Origin of the sequence: Mycolicibacterium peregrinum (assembly GCF_001665625.1) — a bacterium.
Lineage (GTDB): Bacteria > Actinomycetota > Actinomycetes > Mycobacteriales > Mycobacteriaceae > Mycobacterium > Mycobacterium peregrinum_B.
This window is the reverse complement of the sequence record NZ_LZSY01000112.1, coordinates 1-18607: the sequence shown is the minus strand read 5'-3', so window position 1 is coordinate 18607 and position 18607 is coordinate 1. Positions and strand designations below refer to the sequence as shown.

Genomic DNA, 18607 nt, shown 5'->3' with positions numbered 1-18607 from the left:
TCACGACAGGCGCTTGCGCTCCGAACTAGCAGCCGTCGTGTACGTCGTGGATACCTTTGCGCCACCTAGAGATATCGGCCTCTTTGGTCCACTTGGCACGCCAGCGATCAATGATCGCCTGCGCCTCGTCAGCCGAGATCTCCTCATGATCAACGTCGTTGTGCCCCAAAAAGTACTTGCATAGGTACTCGGTGGGATGCCACTGCAGGTCGCGGCCGAATGTTTCGTCGGTCGGCAGCGGGCTGGTGTGAATGCGCCGAACGAGGCCCGACGGGTTCGCACGCGTTCGTCCGCCAGCCAGCTTTGCATAGTAGGTGGTGTTGGGCTCCAAGTGAATTGGCGGATCGACGCTTCCGCCTTTGCTGTTTAGCTGCGTATCCTCGTTGGTCCACTTGGCACGCCAGCGATCAATGATCGCCTGCGCCTCGTCAGCCGAGATCTCCTCATGATCAACGTCGTTGTGCCCCAAAAAGTACTTGCGTAGGTACTCGGTGGGATGCCACTGCAGGTCGCGGCGGCCGAATGTTTCGTCGGTCGGCAGCGGGCTGGTGTGAATGCGCCGAATGACTCCAGCCGGATCCTCGCGGGTGCCGCCAGCTGCCAATACGGCGTAATAGGTCACCCGCGGCTCAGTCATCTTGATCGCCACTTGTGGCATCAGCCCAGAATGGGCGACCTTCGCTGCCGGGCGGCCGCGACGCTTGCATGTGTCTGCTCATGATTACATCTTCGCTCGCCGGTCTGGCATACCGCTTCCACAAAATAGAACCGGCGAAAAACTACATGAGCTGGCTCAGACCGGAGATACGGTGCTCGCCGTGGGGATTGCTCCAGCGTGGCCCGCAGCGTGTGCAGAGTGGCGCCGGGCCGGCCTCCCAGCCGTCTGATATGCGGTCTCATTGGTGGAGGCATGGATCGGGCGTCAGCCGAAGCGGAGGAGGTCGGTCACGCGCAGGTGCACGTAGGTTCGCCCGGTCGTTCCGAAGTTGGCGAGTTCAGGTGCGCTGTTGATTGCGTCGGCAACCTCGGTCGGCAACTCTTGGAAAGTCGTGACGCTCCGGATTTTTCCGGCGGCGATGAGCTTCTGGATGTAGTGGTGCACGTAGCGAGCCAAGGTGTCCACGCGTTCCCAAAAATCGACGCCGTGGCCGGTCACCACTCGGAGCCTGTCGTGGCGGATGTTGCAGACTCCGGTGTAGGTGTGGTGGTCATTGACGAAGCGGACCCGGGCGGTGGGTGCCACGCTGTCGTCGGTGGCGAGGGCGCCGCCTCCTTGTCCTCCGAATAGGGCGACAGTGGCGACGTAGGTGATGGTTGTCACAGGGGAACTCCTTCGCGATTCGCTGTTGTCTATAGTCTACATGAAGTGTTGCTTATAGGCAACAACTCAGCTGCGCGGAGTTCCCGAAATGCCTTTTCGTACAAGATGTTTGACCTGGTTAACCGCTGGCGGTGCTGCGACGCGTAGGCGAGGCCTGGATTGACCGACGCGTGACGCGTCAGCGCCGGAACCCGCGGCGGGCAGGGCGTGGTTCTAGCCCGTCGAAGAGGTCGAACCAGGTCTCTGGATCCGGGACGTCGCCCATCCATACGGGCGCGTCGCCGGGGGAGAGGTGCCAGGTCAGGTGTCGGTTCCCAACGAGTGCATCGGTGGCCGACGCCCAGTCTCCGTCGCCTGCAGACTCGGGTAGCGCTGACACTTCCTCGCTGTACTGGCCGTCCATCCACATGGACTGGGCCGTGGCTACCGACAGGACCAGCGCGACCTCTTCAGCCACGCAACGCGGGTAGGGTAAGGCATCGGCTTCCAGGTCGAGGGCTAGGTCGTCGAAGGCCCGGGCCATTTGACGTCGCCACGTAACAGGACATGCCCACGCTGCTTTCGGCAGGCGGTCGAACATCGACCACGAGCCCAAGGACCCCTCCTCCACCCGCAGCAAGCCGCGCTGCTCGATGTCGTCGTAGCAGTCGTCGGCGTGTACCCAGAGATACGTCCGGAGCAGTTCACGCTGCCTCTGAGTGAGCCTCAATCGAAATGCGGCTACCTGTCCCATCATTCTCCATCCAGCCGATGGCTCGGTTCGCTCATGACTCCCTATTTGGGTTTCCGACATGTTTCTTTGACCATCATCGTCGTTGAGTACGTCGATGGGGGAGCCGTACAACCGCGCTGGCGCCGGCCAGGTCGGATCGCACTGCCGTGCCCCGATTCGCCGCGTGACTGCGCCCGGGCCGAGGCGATTCGAGCCGCGCCTGACTTGTTGTGTTCGGTCGTGTGGAGGGCGGTTCGGCGCTTCGCAGGCAGCTACGTTCCCGGGGTCGGTCGAGCCGCGTCAAGTGCTCAACAACCACGCGCGAAACGTCGCAACGTGTTGGCAAAGTGCTTTCATCGTGGGCGTGTCAGACAGCCCAATGGCCCATGCCGCCTGGCCGGCCCACTGCTGAATCGAGTCCAGCTGGGATCGAGCACGCTCAGGAAGAGTGTCGGCCGACTCTAGCCGAGTTGGCGGCGGAGGTGGGTCGCCTGGTGCGATCACCTCTCTGGCCAGCGGCATTGCGTGCCGAATCAACGTCAGGTCGTCGGCGTCGGCGAAGGCCTCAAGGACGGCTTGGATCTCTTTCTCGCACCGTGCTGCCTCCCAGCGTATGGAATCACTGATCCACTGGGCATATTCGGCTGCGGCGACAATCCTGGTCCGGTCGCCGGCTGCTATCGCCTTCAGTGCACCGAAGTGCTCGGAGCGATTCAATCGCCGGCTCGCCCGCAATGCGTGCAGATCCTCTGTGATGTCGGCTAGTGCGAGAAGGGCGTCTTCGTCCTGTCGGTGCTGGTCAAGGATTGCCGAAATACGCAGGAGGTCAGTCCGGCAATCCACCAGTAAGTCGGATGCGAATTGGGTGTGTGTGGGCGAGTATGTCTCGCCGGTGCCCCACTTTTCCATAACATCACGATCGTAAGCACGGTTGCCGTTAGCCTCGTGTTCGGCCTCACCCGGCGCAGGTGGAAGGTTGTCCCAGTGCTGGATTGCCTCAGCCTGCAGCTCGCCGAGCATTGCTTTTTTGGTGTCACTGAACTCGGCTGGGGCCTGGTCGAAGTGCATTTGTAGCCAGCCCTGGTCGTCGACGTCGATCGACTCAAACCCCGTCCTCGCGGGGTTGTCTTCCCTCGGAGGTCAAGGCGTCGAGGTACGCGTCGTGGTAGCGGGTGATGGCCATGCGTTCGGTGGTGAACTGCTCCAGGACCCCGGTGATGAGCGGTTGCCCGCGCAGAGACGACGCCATGCGGTCGTAGGGCCAGTGACCGAAGCTCATCAGGTCGATGCCCATTGCGGGGGAAATAGACGTGGCCGGCTTTGCCGCGGACGGCCTTCTCCCCCAGGCCGTCCGCGGCCATCATCTTGAGAACGTCGGTCGGTATGCCGCACGCCTCTGAGGCCTCCGAAAGTTTGGCCAAGTCGGGGTCAGTCATCGCTGCGTTCGATTCTCTGCCGGTGGGCCGCTTCCGCCCGTTCGAGCACGGTGCCGGGCAGCTCGTCGGGGAGGGGGGTGGCCGCAATCGCTGAGGCGACTGCAATGTTGATCGCGCCTGTCGCATAATCCAGCACGGGGGACTCGGGCGCCTTATCCCAGGGAGTATCGACATCGACGGTCACCGACACCGGAACGGGCAGCTCGAGGGCCGCCAGTCCAGTCCGCACGGCGGCGGCGAGCTGCTCTCCATACGCGATCAGCTCGGCGCGGGCCTGAGCCTCCACAGCGTTGCGCAGGTCCTGCAACGCCGCTAGGGCGGCGTCTTCCGCTTCCTCCTCAGGCGTTGCGGGCGTGGGGTTCTCACGCTCGGCGGCCTGCCACGCCTCGATTTCCTCGGCTGTCGGCAGCGGCCGCGGCTGGCCTTGCCGGATCTCGATGCCTTCGTCCAAGGCCCGTTGCAGGGTTCGGGGGTCAAGCTCGCGGCCGTAGGTGTAGATGACGCCGGGCCCGGTGACCGCCGCTTCCCGGCGCTGTATCTCGGCTTCTGCGCGGTCGACTTCATCGAACCAGTCGGAGTAGTTGTTGTCGAAGAGCAGACGTTCGGGGTGGAGCACCACGGTCACCGGCTCGGTGCGATGTCGCCACAGGTCCCACTCGTCGTGTCCGACCGCGGCGCGGAGTGCATCACCCACCACGGCGGCCTCCCAGGAGCCCGGACGCCCAGCCAGGATTGCGTCGATGCCACCGATGTTGGCAGCTGCACCCGCCAGTGCGTCGGTCACGAACGCGCCCCAATCGATCGCCAGGGGATCAGCGTGGGGAGCGGGTTCCCAAGAGCCATCAGCCTTTTGGCGACCGGGTTGGTTCGTCAGGCGCGCCGCTTCGGTGAGGACGCGCACGGCATCGCTGAGGATTTCATCGTAGGTGCGAGCGCCGTCGACAACGCCAGCAGGTACGTCTGCGTAGCCGATATCGGCCAGGGCTGCGTCCAGCACCTCGCGATACGGCCGGCCAATCGTCGATGCCAACGCGTCGAGCCTGGCTCGGGCAGGCAATCCGCGCAGCCCGTTGGATCGCCACTGCGAAAGATTGGCCGGTGTCATCCCAGCTCGCCGCGCTATCTCGGCGTCGGAGATCGACGGGTGCGACTGCTTGTACCAGTCGACCAATTCCACCAGGCGGGTGCTGGGTGCCATGCACCCAGCATGATCCGCATACATACTCATGTCAAGCGCCACTAATCGCCCGCATTAAGTGTTACTTAACATAAGATAGCTTATCGGCCTTTATTTAGGCCTTGTATAGGGTGGAATACAGGCCTACAGTAGAGCGTATGAGGATCATGCCGATCTCACGCCTGAAAGACAAGATCAACGAGTACGTTGACGCGGTATCCCAAACGCACGACCAGATCACCATCACCAAGAACGGCGCGCCAGCCGCAGTCCTCATCGGCGTCGACGAATGGGAGTCGCTTCAAGAGACCTTGCACTGGCTCTCGCAGCCAGGCACCTTCGCCTCGGTCAGCGAGTCCGAAGCCGACATCGCCGAAGGTCGCACGTTCGGCGAAGATGAGATCCGGGCGGCCTACCGGGTGCCCCGGCGGGCTCCCTGACGTGGGCACTCCGGATGGCTACGCAACGCGTTTTACCGCCACAGCACGTCGTGACCTCGACAAGCTTCCGCCGCGAATCGTGGGTGCAGTCATCGAGTTCGCGTTCGGGGACTTGGCCCGAGAACCGCGGCGCGTCGGCAAGCCGCTCGGACGAGAACTGGTCGGCCAGTACAGCGCGCGCCGGGGGCCTTATCGACTGCTGTACCGGATCGACGACGACGCACAGACAATCTGGGTGCACCGAATTGACCACCGCGCCAACGTCTACCGCCCCTAGCCTGCGTTCACGGCGAAGCCAAAACCCCACAGACGAAACGTCACTTGACGAAATAACCGGCTCGAACGTGGAAACTACCGCGCCGCAAATGTCAGACCTCAGAGAGGAGGATATCCCCATGGCAACGAACGCACGGTCAGCAGCATGGGCAAAGGTGCGGACGGCTTCGAGTCTGCTACTCGGACTAGCTCTCATCGGCTATGTGATGGTCACCGGAATCCGAATGATGGCAGGGCTCATCGCCCCCGGCGTCTGGGGGTATCTCGGCGTGGCCGGGTATCTCACCTTGGTTGGACCGGCTCCATTTCTGTTGCTGCTCAACAGGAACACTCGCTGGGTGATACGCAACCTGGGCCCAATCGCGGACGCACGACAGCGGCGCCGGCAGGCGGCGAGGCTCCTGGTCGACAGCGGATATGGGACGACGTGGATTGCAAAACAACTCGGCGTGACGAAGCAGGCCGTGGACGGCTTCCCAAAGTGCTTGTGAGCGTTGCGGTGACAGCGGCGGTGCTGCTTTTTGTCACGGGGTGTTTCGTCGGCCCTGGACAGACCGATGAAGGTACCGACACGGTGAGCTTGCTCAAAATCGAGATCCCGGATTCGGCGACCAACATCGTTGGACACACTGACCGCGGCGTCGACTTCCTCATGCCCAACGACGAATGGCGCGCGTACCTCGCCACGTACTACCCCGACAAGCAACTCGAGCACCTTCCGCCATTAACTCGCTACGAAACCCCAGCCATGTGCCTTCCTGCTCTCCGGGCGGGAGTGAAGCTCAGTCGATGGACCATAGGCGAATACATTCAGTGGCGGAATACGGACAAGCAACGGCTCCGCGGCGTGGTCATCACCCCAGACTGCGAACCGGGCAAGGCCTACGTCCAGTGGGTCTTGGGCGACTTCCAGTAGCCTCTCGCATCACTGTCTCGTTTCTAAACAAACGAGACAGCTTCCAAACCGCCACTCCCCTGCTGCATCGACCCAGGTCGTGGTGTCTCGTTTCTTGTCTCGCACCGTTTGTCTCAGATCCTGGTTGTCGGTGAGCAGTGGGACAGTGTCGCAATGGCAGCAACTTTGGGCTATGCCCGCGTCAGCACCACCGGTCAGGATCTCGATGCGCAACTGGCGGCGCTTGCCGCTGCCGGCGTCGACGACGTGGATCGCGTGTTCACCGACAAGCTCTCAGGCGCGGTGAACACCGAGCGGCCCGGGCTGAACGCAATGCTGGACTACGCCCGCGCCGGCGACACCGTCATCGTCGCGGCGATCGACCGTCTCGGCCGTTCCGTCGCCGAAGTTACCCGCACCATCGCGACCTTCGGCGAACGCCGAATCCTGCTGCGGGCCTTACGCGAAGGGATCGACACCGCCACACCTACCGGGCGAGCCGTGGCCGCCATCATGGCCACCCTCGCCGAACTCGAACTCGAACTCGGCCGGGAACGCCGCGCAGCATCGCGCGAATCCCGGCGCCGCCGCCAGCTGCCGGCCACCAAGCCGCCCAAACTCAGCCCCGACCGGCAGGAGCAACTTCGTCGCTTGGCCGCGACGGGTGAGCCCGTGCGAGAACTCGCCGCGGCCTTCGGTATTGGACGCGCCACCGCATACCGCTACCTCAGCCTCACAAATCCACTATCCCCAACGAAAGGACCATGAAATATGACATCGCCCGACTGCGCCGAATACTCGCGATCACAGCCTCGGCGGGTGTGAGCAGGCAAAAAAGCCTGGCTGACGAGGCCAAACAATCGTGGCTGACGGTCCTTGGACGCGCTCACCCTCAAAACCGGGTGGGAGAAGTTCGCCGCAGCTCGATGACCTCGGTCTGAAAACGACCCCCAGAGCGGATACTTTTGGTCCGCGCTGCTGGCCGCTCTTTCGGCGACCGGATTCGGAGTCAAAACCGTTGTCTCCGAGTCCCTTACCCCGTCGAGCACCATCCGGTGCGATCGACTGAAAAATGGCGGGGACTGCGTCGAATAGGACTAGATCGACCCGCTAATTCCTGGTCGGTGGGACTTCTTGATCTCGCTCGCAATCTTCGTACTGATGTCCACTTTCGAGTACTCGGCGAACTGCCGGTGTAAGGCCTCTGCCGAGCTCTTGATGTCAGTCGCCGCAACGGCGTGTGTCATTCCGGCGGCCGCAATCAACGACTGTGCGGTTGCCTTGACTCGGTCAGCAAGCGTGGCCATGGCGCGTTCCTTCCATCAGGACAATGAAGCCATTCTAAGTTGCGGTTTCGTTGTGTAAACCGCGGACGCAACCCCGATCTCGGTCGCGCCGCTGGCCCCTGGGACTTGCGTTCGACGGGGAGACCGGTCTAGGGCTTGGGTCCAAAAAGGGTGAAGGCGATGGCTGCTATCACGACAGTGGCGACGACAGCCACCACCACTGGCAGATTTTGGTTCTTCTGCGGGGTACTACCCGATGCCGGAGCGTGGACCACCATCATCAATCCACCGATGCGTAGACGACTCCCGTCCACAAGTGGCGTGCGCTTTCCCGTCGCAGTCTCGATATGTTCGACCAACCCGTGTTTGAAAACAAGACTCGAAATTTGGGGCGGGAGCCCCTTCTTGAAGATATGTTCTTCTCCTCCCCCGCCGACGAATACAGGTTGTGCACCCAGACCGACGTGTGATGTTTCATAGGGAGCCCATTCCACTTCGACGCTGGCTTCGCGGGCCATGCTCTGGACGAAGTACATCGCTAGGCCCAGTGCGAGTCCCAGCACTGCAATCCCTGTGACTCGTCCAGCTAAGCCCGGCAAGAACATCGACGCCAACAAGAAGCCCATACACCCGACGGCACCTCCAATGGCGCCAGCGCCGATACCGCGAACCAATCCGAGGTTGGGCACAGCTTTGGACAGCATGGCTCCGAGCAATGCTCCCATCAGCGACCACGCCACGATTCGCAAGGCGTAGAACTTGAGCTCAAAAGTACCGACGTCCATGTTGAAGAGGGCCTGTGCTGCTGCACCGGAGACGAAGCCCGCCAGGGCGCTGGCTCCCAGAATCTGCGCTCCGCGACTGGCCGTCAGATCGTGCCGCTGATACCACTCGCCGGCGGCGAACAACATGAATCCCAGGACGCTCGCGAAGGCGGCTGACCACAGAGCCGTTTCCACCACCAGCCGAAACTGGCTGACAACGACGTAGCTTTCCTCCCCGTCGCCGACCAGAATATCGGCGAGCACAGCTCCGAGCGCACCGCCCACTGTCCCTGTGGTGGCATACAACAGCTGCTGATTCGATCTGAGTGCGTTTATGCCATCGGCCACAAAACCGCCCCCGCTTCTACTTAGATGGAGAATTTTCAGCAGTGAACCCCTGGAAACGAACCTAGGTGGTCCAGAACCCATGCGGATAACGTATCGAGTTGCGTCGACCCTGTTTGAAATCCGCCATCGGAGGGCTGTGCTGCCAAGGCGATCCCGACGAAACCGGATTCCGTTTCGACCAAGGCGATTTGGCGTACCAGGTAGGCGCCTTCCGGTGAGGGGCCCCAGCCTCCTTTGACGGCGGCATGATCTTTGCCCGCCAGTCCCCACTGTTGGTTGCCTGCCACGTCACCCATGTCGTCGATTACGGAGTCGTTTGGACTCAGGCACCGTAGTTTGGATAGGAATGTCGCTTGGTTGACCAGGGACCAGTCGGTTTGCCCAAACGCGGTGAACTCGCTGCGTTTGCGTTCGGACTCCACAATGGTCAAGGTGTCGCCGGCCTCCGCGAGGACGGCGCCGACGGATGCTGCAGCTTGTGCGGGTTGCCCCAGCTGAGCCCACAGAGCCTCCGCTGCGGCGTTATCGGAGTTCCTGATCGCGGGGTCAACGAAAGGTGCGGCGGCTTCCTGCGAGTTTCGAAGCGCGGCGATCGCCAAGGGCACCTTGATCGTTGACCATGCAGGACCCGTTTTCCACGAGCCGAAACTCTGAACTCCGTTGGCACTGGCGATGGCAACCCCAACGTCACCGGCTATGGCGCTACTGACCGCTTCGAAACTTCGTTGAAGATCATCGACGGGCCCGGCCGCCACCGCTGGTGAAGCGGTAGTTGCCGGTACGGCGGATTCGGGTCGATTTGTATCCGAAACCTCAACGCTGTGTTCATCGGGTGATTCTGCGGTGGCCAGGTTTCCACCGGCGCTGCAAGAAATGACTCCCATTGCACCCACCGCCGCCATTGCTGCGGAAAGAGCTCTGAGCCGAAGATTCGCGGTCTGGTTAATAGAGATACACCTCCGCATCTTTACCGCCCCAGCACGTAATCCAATCGTTTTCGGCAGGAGCAGCGCACGTCACCTCGAACAACCGACCACCGGGTGCACAAGATGCCCCAGGAACACTGTCGCAGCGAACCGCCCCAACCACGTCCATGGTTCGCCGTTCCTTGGAGGGCTCGCTGAAGTTGTCCCAATACGCACGGAGGATGTTCTCGGTGAACTTGCATGACGTTCTCGTTGTTCCCCGTAGCGCTTTCGTGGCCCAGCCTGACCGATTCGTCAGGTGGTAGCCGCCCGCGCACGACTCTTGGTTGGCGTCAAGCCCAGCAGCCTCTGGTGGTGGAATCACGTTGGTGGGGGTAGGCGACGTCGTGGTCAGCGGCGAGATGGGAGGGGGACTCCATGCTTGTGTGTACGGTGCTGTTGGCGTCGTGGAGACGCGAGGTTCAGAGCCGCTCGTTTCGTCGGCAGATGACCCGGGGTTCACCTTGAGGCCCACAACCATCGCACCGAGCACGATAGGAACCAGCAGCCAAGCCAGCTTCGCCCGGGATTTCGGTGAAGCGGCGGGGGTCGGCTGAGGTGAATGGGGCTGGGTGACCGTGATAGCCGGGGAACTACGCAGGTTCACCACAGGAACTGGCGTCGCCGTCGGCGCAACCACCTGGGCCGGCGGGACCGGGGCGGGCGGCGGCGGATTCGCTGGCGCCGCATGCCACGCCTGCTCCAATGCTGAATCCCACGTGGATAAGGTCGGTCGATCGGTTGCGGGCCGGGTCAGCGTATCGGCAATGACCTGGCGCAAGCTGGGGTGGACCGAGGCGGGCAGCCTTGCGGGGTTGGTGGCGTCCTGGCTACCGACTATCAGTCTTAATGCCAGAAGCCCTAGTTTGTAGCGGTCCGAGAAGGTTGTCGCCTTTTCCTCGCCGGCGGGAACCTCCCAACCCGGCGTTTCCAACTGAGTGGTCAACGACACGCCATTGACGCGCATGGCATCACAGTCGATGAAATAGATCTCCGGCCGACTCGACAAAGCAAAGAGGAGATTCTTGGGTGATAGGTCCCCGACACAGATGCCATGACCGTGCAGAAACGTCAGGGCTGAGACCAGACTGCGCAGCAATCCGTACCGCTGACGGTCGAAAACGACCTGTCCTCCAAAGCTTCTCGCCAGTACATGGGGTTCGTTGAGCAAGTGCTGGAACTCGGCGGCGATCGTTGACGGGCCCTTGACTGTCCAAAACGTGGTGAAGAACTCGTCGGGGATAGTCGGCATCACGAAGCCCGTCGCCTTGCCGTTGTCCTCCACTACTCTGCATGGCCACGCCGCGATGCTGATGAGTCGCGCCCCTTCACCGTACGGAAGCGCCTCCAGGAAGGCCGGCATTGCCTTGAGCGCATTCACATCGAGTGCGGCTAACGCTGCATGCTTGTATTCCTTGTACACCATCGATTTGGCGAAAGGAATGCTCACCTGCGGGGCCTTGTAGACGACACCCTGACCGCCCTGGCTTATCTTCACCAGGGTCGCCGAGATTCGTCCGAGTTCAATGGGCTCAGTCACTGACAGGCGCCTTACGCAATCTCAAGAGGCCCCCACGTCTGCCGATGCAACGTCGATCTCACTTCGAACCAGGTGTACGCGGACGGATGGCCACCAGTGTGCGGTCGTCGTCGAACGTCTCACGGCTGAAATCCACCGCGTGCGCGAACTCGATGAGTGAGGGCGCGGCGGCGCGGAAAAGTTCCCTGAAGAGATTCCCGACGCCCCCTTGTCCGCCCCCGAGCGGATCACCGATCCCATCGGTACCGAGAAGCAGCACGTCGCCTTGTCCAAACTCCACAATGGAAGGCTCGATGTGGGAGGGCACTCGCGGCAGACCTGAGACCGCCGAGGACGAAATTCCGCCTTCCCCAACTGTTTTGCCGTCGAGTACAGCATGAAACTCGCCGTCCTGGAGCAGCCACGCACCGGAGTCGCCGACCCCGATGATGAAGGCTCTATAAGCTCCGGAGTCCACTTCCTCAACCACTGCGCAGGTCATGGTGGTAGCTAATTCGTTCTCGGCTAAACCCGGGTCGGGCTCCGGGGTTTTGAAGAGGACTTGTGCCCGCTCCGTCAATGCCCATGCCGTACTTTTGACCAGGGTCTCCCAGTCCGTCGCTTCGGTGTCCGCGGGGACTTGTGAGAGCACCCACTGCGCCGCGTAGTTGACCACGGCGCTCGATCCGAGATGTGACTGAGCAGCCGCAGATACCCCATCGGCAACAACAGCCACAATTCGACCGTCCTGCATGAGATGAATCGCAAAGTCGTCTTGGCGTGGTGCACCGTTGTACCTGTGGAAATGCCCACGTAGGGATGCTCCCCACACCGTCATCGCATCGCTTGACCACCCGTCAACAACCGTGTCGGGGCGAAAGGGCAACGACCGGAACGCTTCACCTATCGGGGCGGCCTCAACGTCGGGTGAGGCAGAACCAATTACCAACTGCGGCACCCGAACTGAACCAGAAATCTCCGAGACAACTGTTCGCGGCACGCCCTCGGATGGGGTTCCCGACGCATCGCGATCGCCTGGTTCGGATCCCCTGTGGGTGGAGACACCCGTCCCGACCGAAATGGCGATGTCGGGAACCGAATGCCTACCTGCTTCAGAGGGTCGCGGCACCGTGTCAATACCGAGCGCACTCTGTGATGGCTCCGAATCCAGACAGATCTCAACAGCGAACTGGTCAGACGGATTACCCGCTGCGGTGGGCAAGCTCTCGTCGTCAGCGCCAGTCACTTTTTTCGACTGTGACCGCTTGCCCCAACGACGTTTTGGCGTATCAGCCATAGCCGTCGACCGCTACAGGATGTCGACAGCCAGCGAGAAACCTTCCGGCTTCTCCATTTGGAGTTCGGCAGCACCCGACGCCAGTGCCTGGCCCGAACTGATCACCGATTGCGTTAATGAGGTGATGAATTCGCTGATCGCCGCGCCTGTGTCAACACCCTTGGCAGCGATGAACGCATATTCTGGTTTGGTGGCGATTTCTTTAACGGTCGCGGCGTCTGCCTCACCGATTCCGAAGGCAAGGATATTGGGACGACCGTGCTGCGCCAGGAGATTCGATCGCGCAGTCTGCCAATCATCGCCCATGTTCGGCTGACCATCGGTCAGGAAAAACACCGCAGGTCGGTTCACGGCATACCCCAGAGATTTCAGTTTGGGAATGTCCTGATTGACACGTGCAGTGAGTTCATCGAACGCTGCTGCATACGAAGTCATTCCCCGCGCCTGCAGCGTCGGCATCGCAGGAAGCTCACGCAGATCACTGGGCTCAAGGTACGTGTGCGCAGTGTCGGAGAAACCAACAACGGAAAAGCGCACCTTAGCGGCGGCAAACGACTCCTTTTGCAGCGAGTCCTGAAGTGTTACCAGCCCCTCGTTGAGCTCAGTGATATTAGGAGTCATCGAACCCGATTCGTCTGCGACGAAATACACCGGAAGTACCGTGCCCTGTGGTTCCACCCTCAAGTCCCCTTCGCTGCGTTAGCTCACTAGCTAGCTGGCCTCCCCCCGGACGGGTAGACCATAGGATTCAACCACAGGCGCGCGCCATAGACGCAGGGCCTGAGAATTTGCCAGCGCCAGCTAGACCGACTCACCGACTGCCTCCTCGGCGCTCGCATCTGGTTCCTGCCCGGTGTCGTCGGTGAAGGGCCCCGGCCTCTCCGATTCCGAAGATGTCGCAGATGCGATCCGCCGCGTCATCACCGATCACAAAAGCCATGCGAATAGCGAAATCCCCAAGTTCAACGTGTTCGGGATGTGCTGCATGCCCCGCGATAGCAAACCCAAACCCATCCTCGAAACCGCACACCCCGAAGCGGTGCTCATCGGTGCAGACCTCATCGGCCAGCCTCATCGGCCAGGCCGCCAACCTGGCCGATGACCAGGGCCTCACCCAAGGCGAATTTCTACTACTCACCCAGATCGTCGGCTCCGCTGTCTCCGCTGACTTGTGGCACCAGCCCGCTTCGGTGCGCTACCTGCTCATCCCCGCCGCTGCTGGCCTGCGCACCGCCGCCGGCCAACACCGCGCCGATGACCTCCGGTTCAGTCTCGACGGCCAAACCCTCGACACTGACGACGCCAAAAAGAAAAAGAAGACGTCCAAGGCGAATAAAGCCGCCGAGACTGAGTCCGCCGACAGTCCCGATCGCGGCGAGCCCCTCACCGTGGAACAGCTCATCGCCGAAGAACTCGGCGTACGTTGGCGTACCCGCCAGCACTGGGGACCACGCGAGCCCGACCAAAACCAAGGCTGACCCCGCGCGGGGAGAGACATCACGAAACCAGGTCAAGCAGCCCTCTTGAGGAGCCGCGTTAGTTTTCCGTGGAAAACCTCGGTGTGCACAAGTGCGAGAAAAGAAAAAACCCCGGCCGCATCATGACTCAAGGCCAGAGAGGCGGCAATCGGGGACTTCTGCCAGTTATGGCACCTCGGGTCAAGGAAAGGAGTCCAGTGGCGGAGACAGCCCAGCAGGCCGAGGCACGACGTGCTGCCGCACTCGATCGGGCCATCTCGACACCGCGCTATGCGTCGTACTTGCACGCCGCAAACCAGGACAAAGACCTCGCTCGCCGGCTCTATGTCTGGGACCGCGATCTATCGACCGCAATCCTTGCTGACCTGGCCATCGTCGAGGTCGCGCTACGCAATGCCATGCACACGGCATTGACCAGCGCCCACGGGCCGGAGTGGTATCAGAGCATTGCCCTCGATGACCGCTCACAAAACGGTGTCACGCGCGGGCAACGTTGCGACTGGCATTCCCCGGCGGCCGACACGAAGCCCGAATCGACCCGGATCCTCACGCGAGGTTCACCCGCACATGGGTTCATTCGGTCGCAAAAACGGTCAATGTCCTTCGCAATCGCGTCGCCCATCACGAGCCCTGCACAACGGGTTTCCTCTACCCGGTCAACGCTCCGGCCAACAACAAACGGCAAGCCGCAGGCTTACCGCTGCCGAAGGAGTCGAGGCGTACATGAAACTCGCTCGCATGATCGACCGCGACCTCGCAGAGTGGATCACGCACCACACGCAAGTGACCGAAACTTTCTTCGGCGCAAGCCCTCGACTTCAGTCGGGGGATAGCCGATCCCGGTCTTTGGGTCCGCGTAGCGGACCGTGTTTGTCGTAGGTGTGGTTTACGGTGAGGTTTATGCAGTACCGGTCGACGCGTAAAGCGGTGTTTTCGGTGAAGTACCACGTGATTTGGTGCCCGAAGTACCGCCGTGATGTGTTGCGTGGGCCGATCCAGACGCGGTTGAAGCAGATCATCGCCGAGGTGGTCGCCGAGTTCGATGGCAGGGTGATCGAGGTCGAGACGATGCCCGATCATGTGCATCTGCTCGTCGAGCTGCCACCCCAGGTGGCGGTGTCCAAACTCGTCCAGATTCTCAAAGGGCGGTCGTCGCGTCGCCTGCGGCAGGAGTTTCCGCATTTGGCGCGGATGAAGTGCTTGTGGTCGCCGTCGTGGTTCGTTTCCACCGTCGGTGGTGCGCCCCTGGAGGTGGTGCGCCGCTACGTGGAGAATCAGAAACTCGCGGCGGCAGGAAAGACGAAGGCTGCTTAGCGATGGCTGTCCGGTACCGCTTGTATCCGACTGCGCAGCAGGCGGGGTTCATGCTCCAGCGGCACTGCGCGGATGCCCGGTATGTGTGGAATCTTGCTGTCGAGCAGTTCAATTGGGGCCGGGCGGGCCGATCAGGCCCGGGTCCAGCCACACGGCAGAAACAGCTTGCTCAGGCGCGGCAGGAGTTTGAGTGGTTGGCCGCGGGGTCGTCGGCGGTGCAGCAGCAGGCGCTGCGGGATTTCGACCGTGCGGTGGCGGGGTTTTTCGCCGGTACCCACCGGCGGCCGAGTTGGCGGCGCAAACACCTCAACGAGGGATTTTGTGTCCGCGATAGTCGTGTCGAGCCGGTGAACCGTAAATGGGCGCAGCTGTTTGTCCCGAAGCTGGGGTTGGTGAAGTTTCGGCTGTCGCGTCCGCTGCCGGCCGGCAAGCTCGGCATGGCCAGGATCACGTGTAAGACGGGCCGCTGGCACGTCAGCTTCCCGGCGCCCCAACCTGAAGTGCCGGCCATCGCGGGCCGTGAACACCGTGTGGTGGGTATCGACCGGGGCGTGAAGACCACCCTCGCGCTGTCGGACGGCACGATGCTGCGGGCACCGATCATGCGCCGCAGCGAGCAGAAGAAACTCGTCCGGTTGCAGCAGCAGCTGGCGCGGTGTCGCAAAGGCAGTGCGCGCCGCGCCAAGGTGAAGGCCCGCATCGCCACACTGCACGCGAGGGTGGCCGATCGACGTAGGGATTGGGTCGAGAAAACCACCACCAGAATTGCGGCGACCTATGGTGTGGTGGCGGTGGAGAAACTGGCGACCCGCAACATGGTGCGGGCACCGAAACCGAAACCCGACCCCGACAACGAAGGCCACTACCTGCCGAACGGGAAAGCTGCGAAAGCCGGTTTGAACAAGGGGATCTACGCGAACTGCTGGGGTGTGATCGCCCAGCGGCTCAACCACAAGACGTCCGCGTCCGGTACCACTCTCATCGGGGTGCCGGCCGCGTTCAGCAGTCTGGAGTGCCGCAACTGTGGCCACAGCGTGAAGGAAAACCGAAAGAGCCAAACGGAATTCCGGTGCGTGAAATGTGGACACGAAGACCACGCGGATCTTCAGGCAGCCAACACCATCCTCGCCCGGGCCACCCGGCCCGCGCTCACCTCCGGACCGGAGGCAACACCTGCAGATGCGGGTGTGCTCGCGCAAGCGAGAAGACCCGATGACGCGCAAGCGGCATAGGGAATCCCGCGATCTTCAGTCGCGGGAGAAGGTCAACTGTGCACACGGTTCGCTGCGGCCTACGCCGCAATGCCTACCCCGCAAGATAGCGGATTCGACATCATCCCCACCGTTAACTACATCTCAGACGCCCTGCGCGACAACGCAAAAGCAGACAAAACCATTCGATCAGCAATGACGGATTCACTGCAACTGATGCGAGAACAAGCGGCCGCTCTTAGCAAGGAGAAGCCTGCGGGAGCCGTACAGCCACCGCCGCTGCCGTGGAGTGCGGCTGCAGGAAACACAGCCGACAAGCGCGTATGGGAATTGTGCCAGGGGTACGGGGGGTAGCGATGCCAAGTGTTAGAGGAGGGGAAAGTGCTTTCGCCGCGGCAATTAGAACGGGTCGCCGGCCTGACGATTCGACGGTTGAAGGCTGGCGCGCGATTAAGGGGTACCACGAGGCACGTAAAAAGCAGCTGAATGACGCTGCGTCTGCGTCCTATGAGGTTTATCGCCCACGGATGGCAGAGGTGCTGGTCGGACAAGCGGGGGATGCCCAGCTGGCCTCGCACGATGAGAACGTGCAGTTGTGGCTCGACCACGCATCCGAACACGAGGTGACAACGCGGCATTGAAGAACGGCAATACTGTTGAAGCACAAGGCATCCTGACAGAGGCGACCAAAATCGCTGAAAGCTATGTCCATGATGCTGTGGCATCGATCGATGCGGCGGGCAAGAAGAATACCGCCCAAGCGTTGGACAATTCGATCAGCAGCGACGGGACCAGGGCTTCATCACCTAGCGACCATCACGAGAAACGCAGCAACGTAGAGAAGCTGATGGAGGCGGTAGAGCGGGCGGAAGTCCAATGGCCAGACTGGGGGGATTACACACCAGAACAAGCCAGCAAGTACGCCACCGCCAGCGACGCTTTCACACAGCTGGCACACGTGCACGCGGCCAGCCGCCGCGCAGTGCAGATGTGCGCCACGCTGGCTTCGCACTGTCGGGCAGTGGCCGACCAGCTCGATGAAAACCCGGCCGCTCACCCTCGCGACCTGGGCCTGTTATCCGAACTGCTACGCCAAGTAGTAATCCGCATTCGAGACGCAGTGATCAACGATCCGTTCGCAACCCACCCAGGTCCGTGGTGGGAACTCGCCGAGAGTGTCTACCAACATGCGGTGCAAGTTGGCGAGCGAATCACTATGATAATCCCTTCGATTGACCAGACGAACGGCCCGAGCACCGTAGCCGAAATCCGGCTAGCAGCCAGATGCCGGTCCCTCGTCCGCTTGCTCGCGTCATTGAGTCTCGCACGGCCCGACGACATCTCACGCGGGCCGCGCCGACAGCGGAAGGGGCAGGTAACTCGGAAACTTTGTTTCCAGGTTTGAGCGATCACATCGTGTAACCAACGTGGTGGAACACCACAGCTAGACCCAGAAGGTCTGCTGAGGTTTCCGTGAGCCGTTGCGGTTATGGCGCCAGTGAGGTGAGCCCTTCGTAGTGGTCCAGTCGTTGTGCGACTCTGTTGCCCGGTCTGCGGGCAAGGAAGAATCAACGACGACATGGCATCGAACAAGCGCCGGCGGCATACGCCGGACCAGATCATCCGCAAGCTGGCCGAGGGCAACAAGCTGCTCGGGACCGGCCAGGAACTTGCGGAGGTGTGCCGGCACTTGGAGGTCACCGAGTCGACGTGGCATCGCTGGGTGGCCCAGTACGGCGGCATGAAGGCCAACGACGCCAAGCGACTCAAGGAGCTCGAGGCCGAGAACGCCCGGCTCAAGAAGTTGGTCGCCAACCAGGCCCTCGACATCGACATGCTCAAAGAGATCTCGGCGGGAAACTTCTGACCCCGAACCGCAAACGCAGCGCTGTGGCGGCGCTGCGTGAGCGGTTCGGGGTGTCCGAACGCCGCGCGTGCACGGTAGTAGGTCTGCACCGCTCGACGATGCGGTTGATACCGGCCCCGATCACCACCGAGGAGACCGAGCTACGTGCCTGGCTGCGCCGGTTCTCCACAGACCGGCCTCGCTGGGGATGGCGGCGGGCAGCCAAGATGGCACGGCGAGCCGGCTGTTATCTGTAGGTCGGTTGCGGGTGTCCTCGACTGTCGCTGACGGTGATCGGGATGGTGTTTGCGACCGTGGGCGA

Annotated in this window: 20 protein-coding genes and 1 pseudogene; 10 read left to right on the top strand and 11 right to left on the bottom strand. The window is 61.9% G+C overall.

Going from position 1 to position 18607, the window contains the following annotated elements; all coding sequences use genetic code 11:
* Nucleotides 1-25 precede the first annotated feature (25 nt).
* From A5779_RS34560 to A5779_RS34295, 6 genes are all read right to left on the bottom strand, one after another.
* Entirely contained in the window at nt 26-658 is a 633-nt protein-coding gene (locus tag A5779_RS34560) for a hypothetical protein (protein WP_236734803.1), read from the bottom strand.
* A gap of 264 nt (nt 659-922) precedes the next feature.
* Entirely contained in the window at nt 923-1321 is a 399-nt protein-coding gene (locus A5779_RS17865) for a hypothetical protein (RefSeq protein ID WP_064884151.1), read from the bottom strand.
* Nucleotides 1322-1499: 178 nt separating this feature from the next.
* Nucleotides 1500-2057: a hypothetical protein gene (locus A5779_RS17860; RefSeq protein WP_064884149.1), complete on the bottom strand. Its 558-nt coding sequence runs from the start codon at nt 2055-2057 to the stop codon at nt 1500-1502.
* A gap of 276 nt (nt 2058-2333) precedes the next feature.
* Nucleotides 2334-3101 (bottom strand): hypothetical protein, encoded by a 768-nt coding sequence (locus A5779_RS17855; RefSeq protein ID WP_064884147.1) that lies wholly within the window; start codon nt 3099-3101, stop codon nt 2334-2336.
* A gap of 34 nt (nt 3102-3135) precedes the next feature.
* On the bottom strand, nt 3136-3327 hold the full coding sequence (locus A5779_RS34555) for a hypothetical protein (RefSeq protein WP_236734802.1): 192 nt from the start codon (nt 3325-3327) through the stop codon (nt 3136-3138).
* 134 nt (nt 3328-3461) lie between these two features.
* Nucleotides 3462-4646 carry an XRE family transcriptional regulator gene (locus tag A5779_RS34295; protein WP_207549091.1) on the bottom strand — a complete coding sequence of 395 codons (1185 nt, stop codon included), beginning with the start codon at nt 4644-4646 and terminating at the stop codon, nt 3462-3464.
* Between the two features lie 158 nt (nt 4647-4804).
* On the opposite strand from A5779_RS34295, the gene A5779_RS17840 reads away from it, so the two are divergent.
* The 5 genes from A5779_RS17840 (at nt 4805) to A5779_RS17820 (ending at nt 7025) form a co-directional block, all read left to right on the top strand.
* The gene (locus A5779_RS17840) at nt 4805-5086 is read left to right on the top strand and encodes a type II toxin-antitoxin system Phd/YefM family antitoxin (protein WP_064884143.1); all 282 of its coding nucleotides are present in this window, start codon (nt 4805-4807) and stop codon (nt 5084-5086) included.
* 1 nt (nt 5087) lies between these two features.
* Nucleotides 5088-5363 carry a type II toxin-antitoxin system RelE family toxin gene (locus tag A5779_RS17835; protein ID WP_064884141.1) on the top strand — a complete coding sequence of 92 codons (276 nt, stop codon included), beginning with the start codon at nt 5088-5090 and terminating at the stop codon, nt 5361-5363.
* An 88-nt stretch (nt 5364-5451) separates the two neighbouring features.
* The gene (locus A5779_RS34290; protein ID WP_207549090.1) at nt 5452-5853 is read left to right on the top strand and encodes a hypothetical protein; all 402 of its coding nucleotides are present in this window, start codon (nt 5452-5454) and stop codon (nt 5851-5853) included.
* The gene (locus tag A5779_RS17825) at nt 5850-6278 is read left to right on the top strand and encodes a hypothetical protein (protein WP_110777441.1); all 429 of its coding nucleotides are present in this window, start codon (nt 5850-5852) and stop codon (nt 6276-6278) included. The genes A5779_RS34290 and A5779_RS17825 overlap by 4 nt, the downstream gene beginning before the upstream one ends.
* A 153-nt stretch (nt 6279-6431) precedes the next feature.
* The gene (locus A5779_RS17820; protein WP_064884137.1) at nt 6432-7025 is read left to right on the top strand and encodes a recombinase family protein; all 594 of its coding nucleotides are present in this window, start codon (nt 6432-6434) and stop codon (nt 7023-7025) included.
* Between the two features lie 667 nt (nt 7026-7692).
* Here the strand turns inward: A5779_RS17820 and A5779_RS17810 are convergent.
* From A5779_RS17810 to A5779_RS17790, 5 genes are all read right to left on the bottom strand, one after another.
* Entirely contained in the window at nt 7693-8592 is a 900-nt protein-coding gene (locus A5779_RS17810) for a hypothetical protein (RefSeq protein ID WP_064884133.1), read from the bottom strand.
* Nucleotides 8593-8690: 98 nt separating this feature from the next.
* Nucleotides 8691-9539, bottom strand: a complete 849-nt coding sequence (locus tag A5779_RS17805; RefSeq protein WP_236734801.1) for a serine hydrolase — start codon at nt 9537-9539, stop codon at nt 8691-8693.
* 58 nt (nt 9540-9597) lie between these two features.
* Nucleotides 9598-11160, bottom strand: a complete 1563-nt coding sequence (locus A5779_RS17800) for a hypothetical protein (RefSeq protein WP_131811655.1) — start codon at nt 11158-11160, stop codon at nt 9598-9600.
* A gap of 58 nt (nt 11161-11218) precedes the next feature.
* Nucleotides 11219-12436 carry a protein phosphatase 2C domain-containing protein gene (locus A5779_RS33040; RefSeq protein ID WP_082941737.1) on the bottom strand — a complete coding sequence of 406 codons (1218 nt, stop codon included), beginning with the start codon at nt 12434-12436 and terminating at the stop codon, nt 11219-11221.
* Nucleotides 12437-12448: 12 nt separating this feature from the next.
* Nucleotides 12449-13087, bottom strand: a complete 639-nt coding sequence (locus A5779_RS17790; protein WP_207549089.1) for a vWA domain-containing protein — start codon at nt 13085-13087, stop codon at nt 12449-12451.
* Between the two features lie 398 nt (nt 13088-13485).
* On the opposite strand from A5779_RS17790, the gene A5779_RS17785 reads away from it, so the two are divergent.
* From A5779_RS17785 to A5779_RS33030, 5 genes and pseudogenes are all read left to right on the top strand, one after another.
* On the top strand, nt 13486-13914 hold the full coding sequence (locus tag A5779_RS17785) for a hypothetical protein (RefSeq protein WP_064884126.1): 429 nt from the start codon (nt 13486-13488) through the stop codon (nt 13912-13914).
* Nucleotides 13915-14814: 900 nt separating this feature from the next.
* The gene (gene tnpA, locus A5779_RS17780; RefSeq protein WP_064884124.1) at nt 14815-15228 is read left to right on the top strand and encodes an IS200/IS605 family transposase; all 414 of its coding nucleotides are present in this window, start codon (nt 14815-14817) and stop codon (nt 15226-15228) included.
* A gap of 2 nt (nt 15229-15230) precedes the next feature.
* The gene (locus A5779_RS17775) at nt 15231-16460 is read left to right on the top strand and encodes an RNA-guided endonuclease InsQ/TnpB family protein (protein WP_064884122.1); all 1230 of its coding nucleotides are present in this window, start codon (nt 15231-15233) and stop codon (nt 16458-16460) included.
* 616 nt (nt 16461-17076) lie between these two features.
* Nucleotides 17077-17844, top strand: coding sequence for a hypothetical protein (locus A5779_RS34055; RefSeq protein WP_064884120.1), 768 nt, complete (start codon nt 17077-17079; stop codon nt 17842-17844).
* 174 nt (nt 17845-18018) lie between these two features.
* Nucleotides 18019-18530, top strand: a pseudogene (locus tag A5779_RS33030) (transposase); the annotation flags it as partial.
* Between the last annotated feature and the right edge of the window lie 77 nt (nt 18531-18607).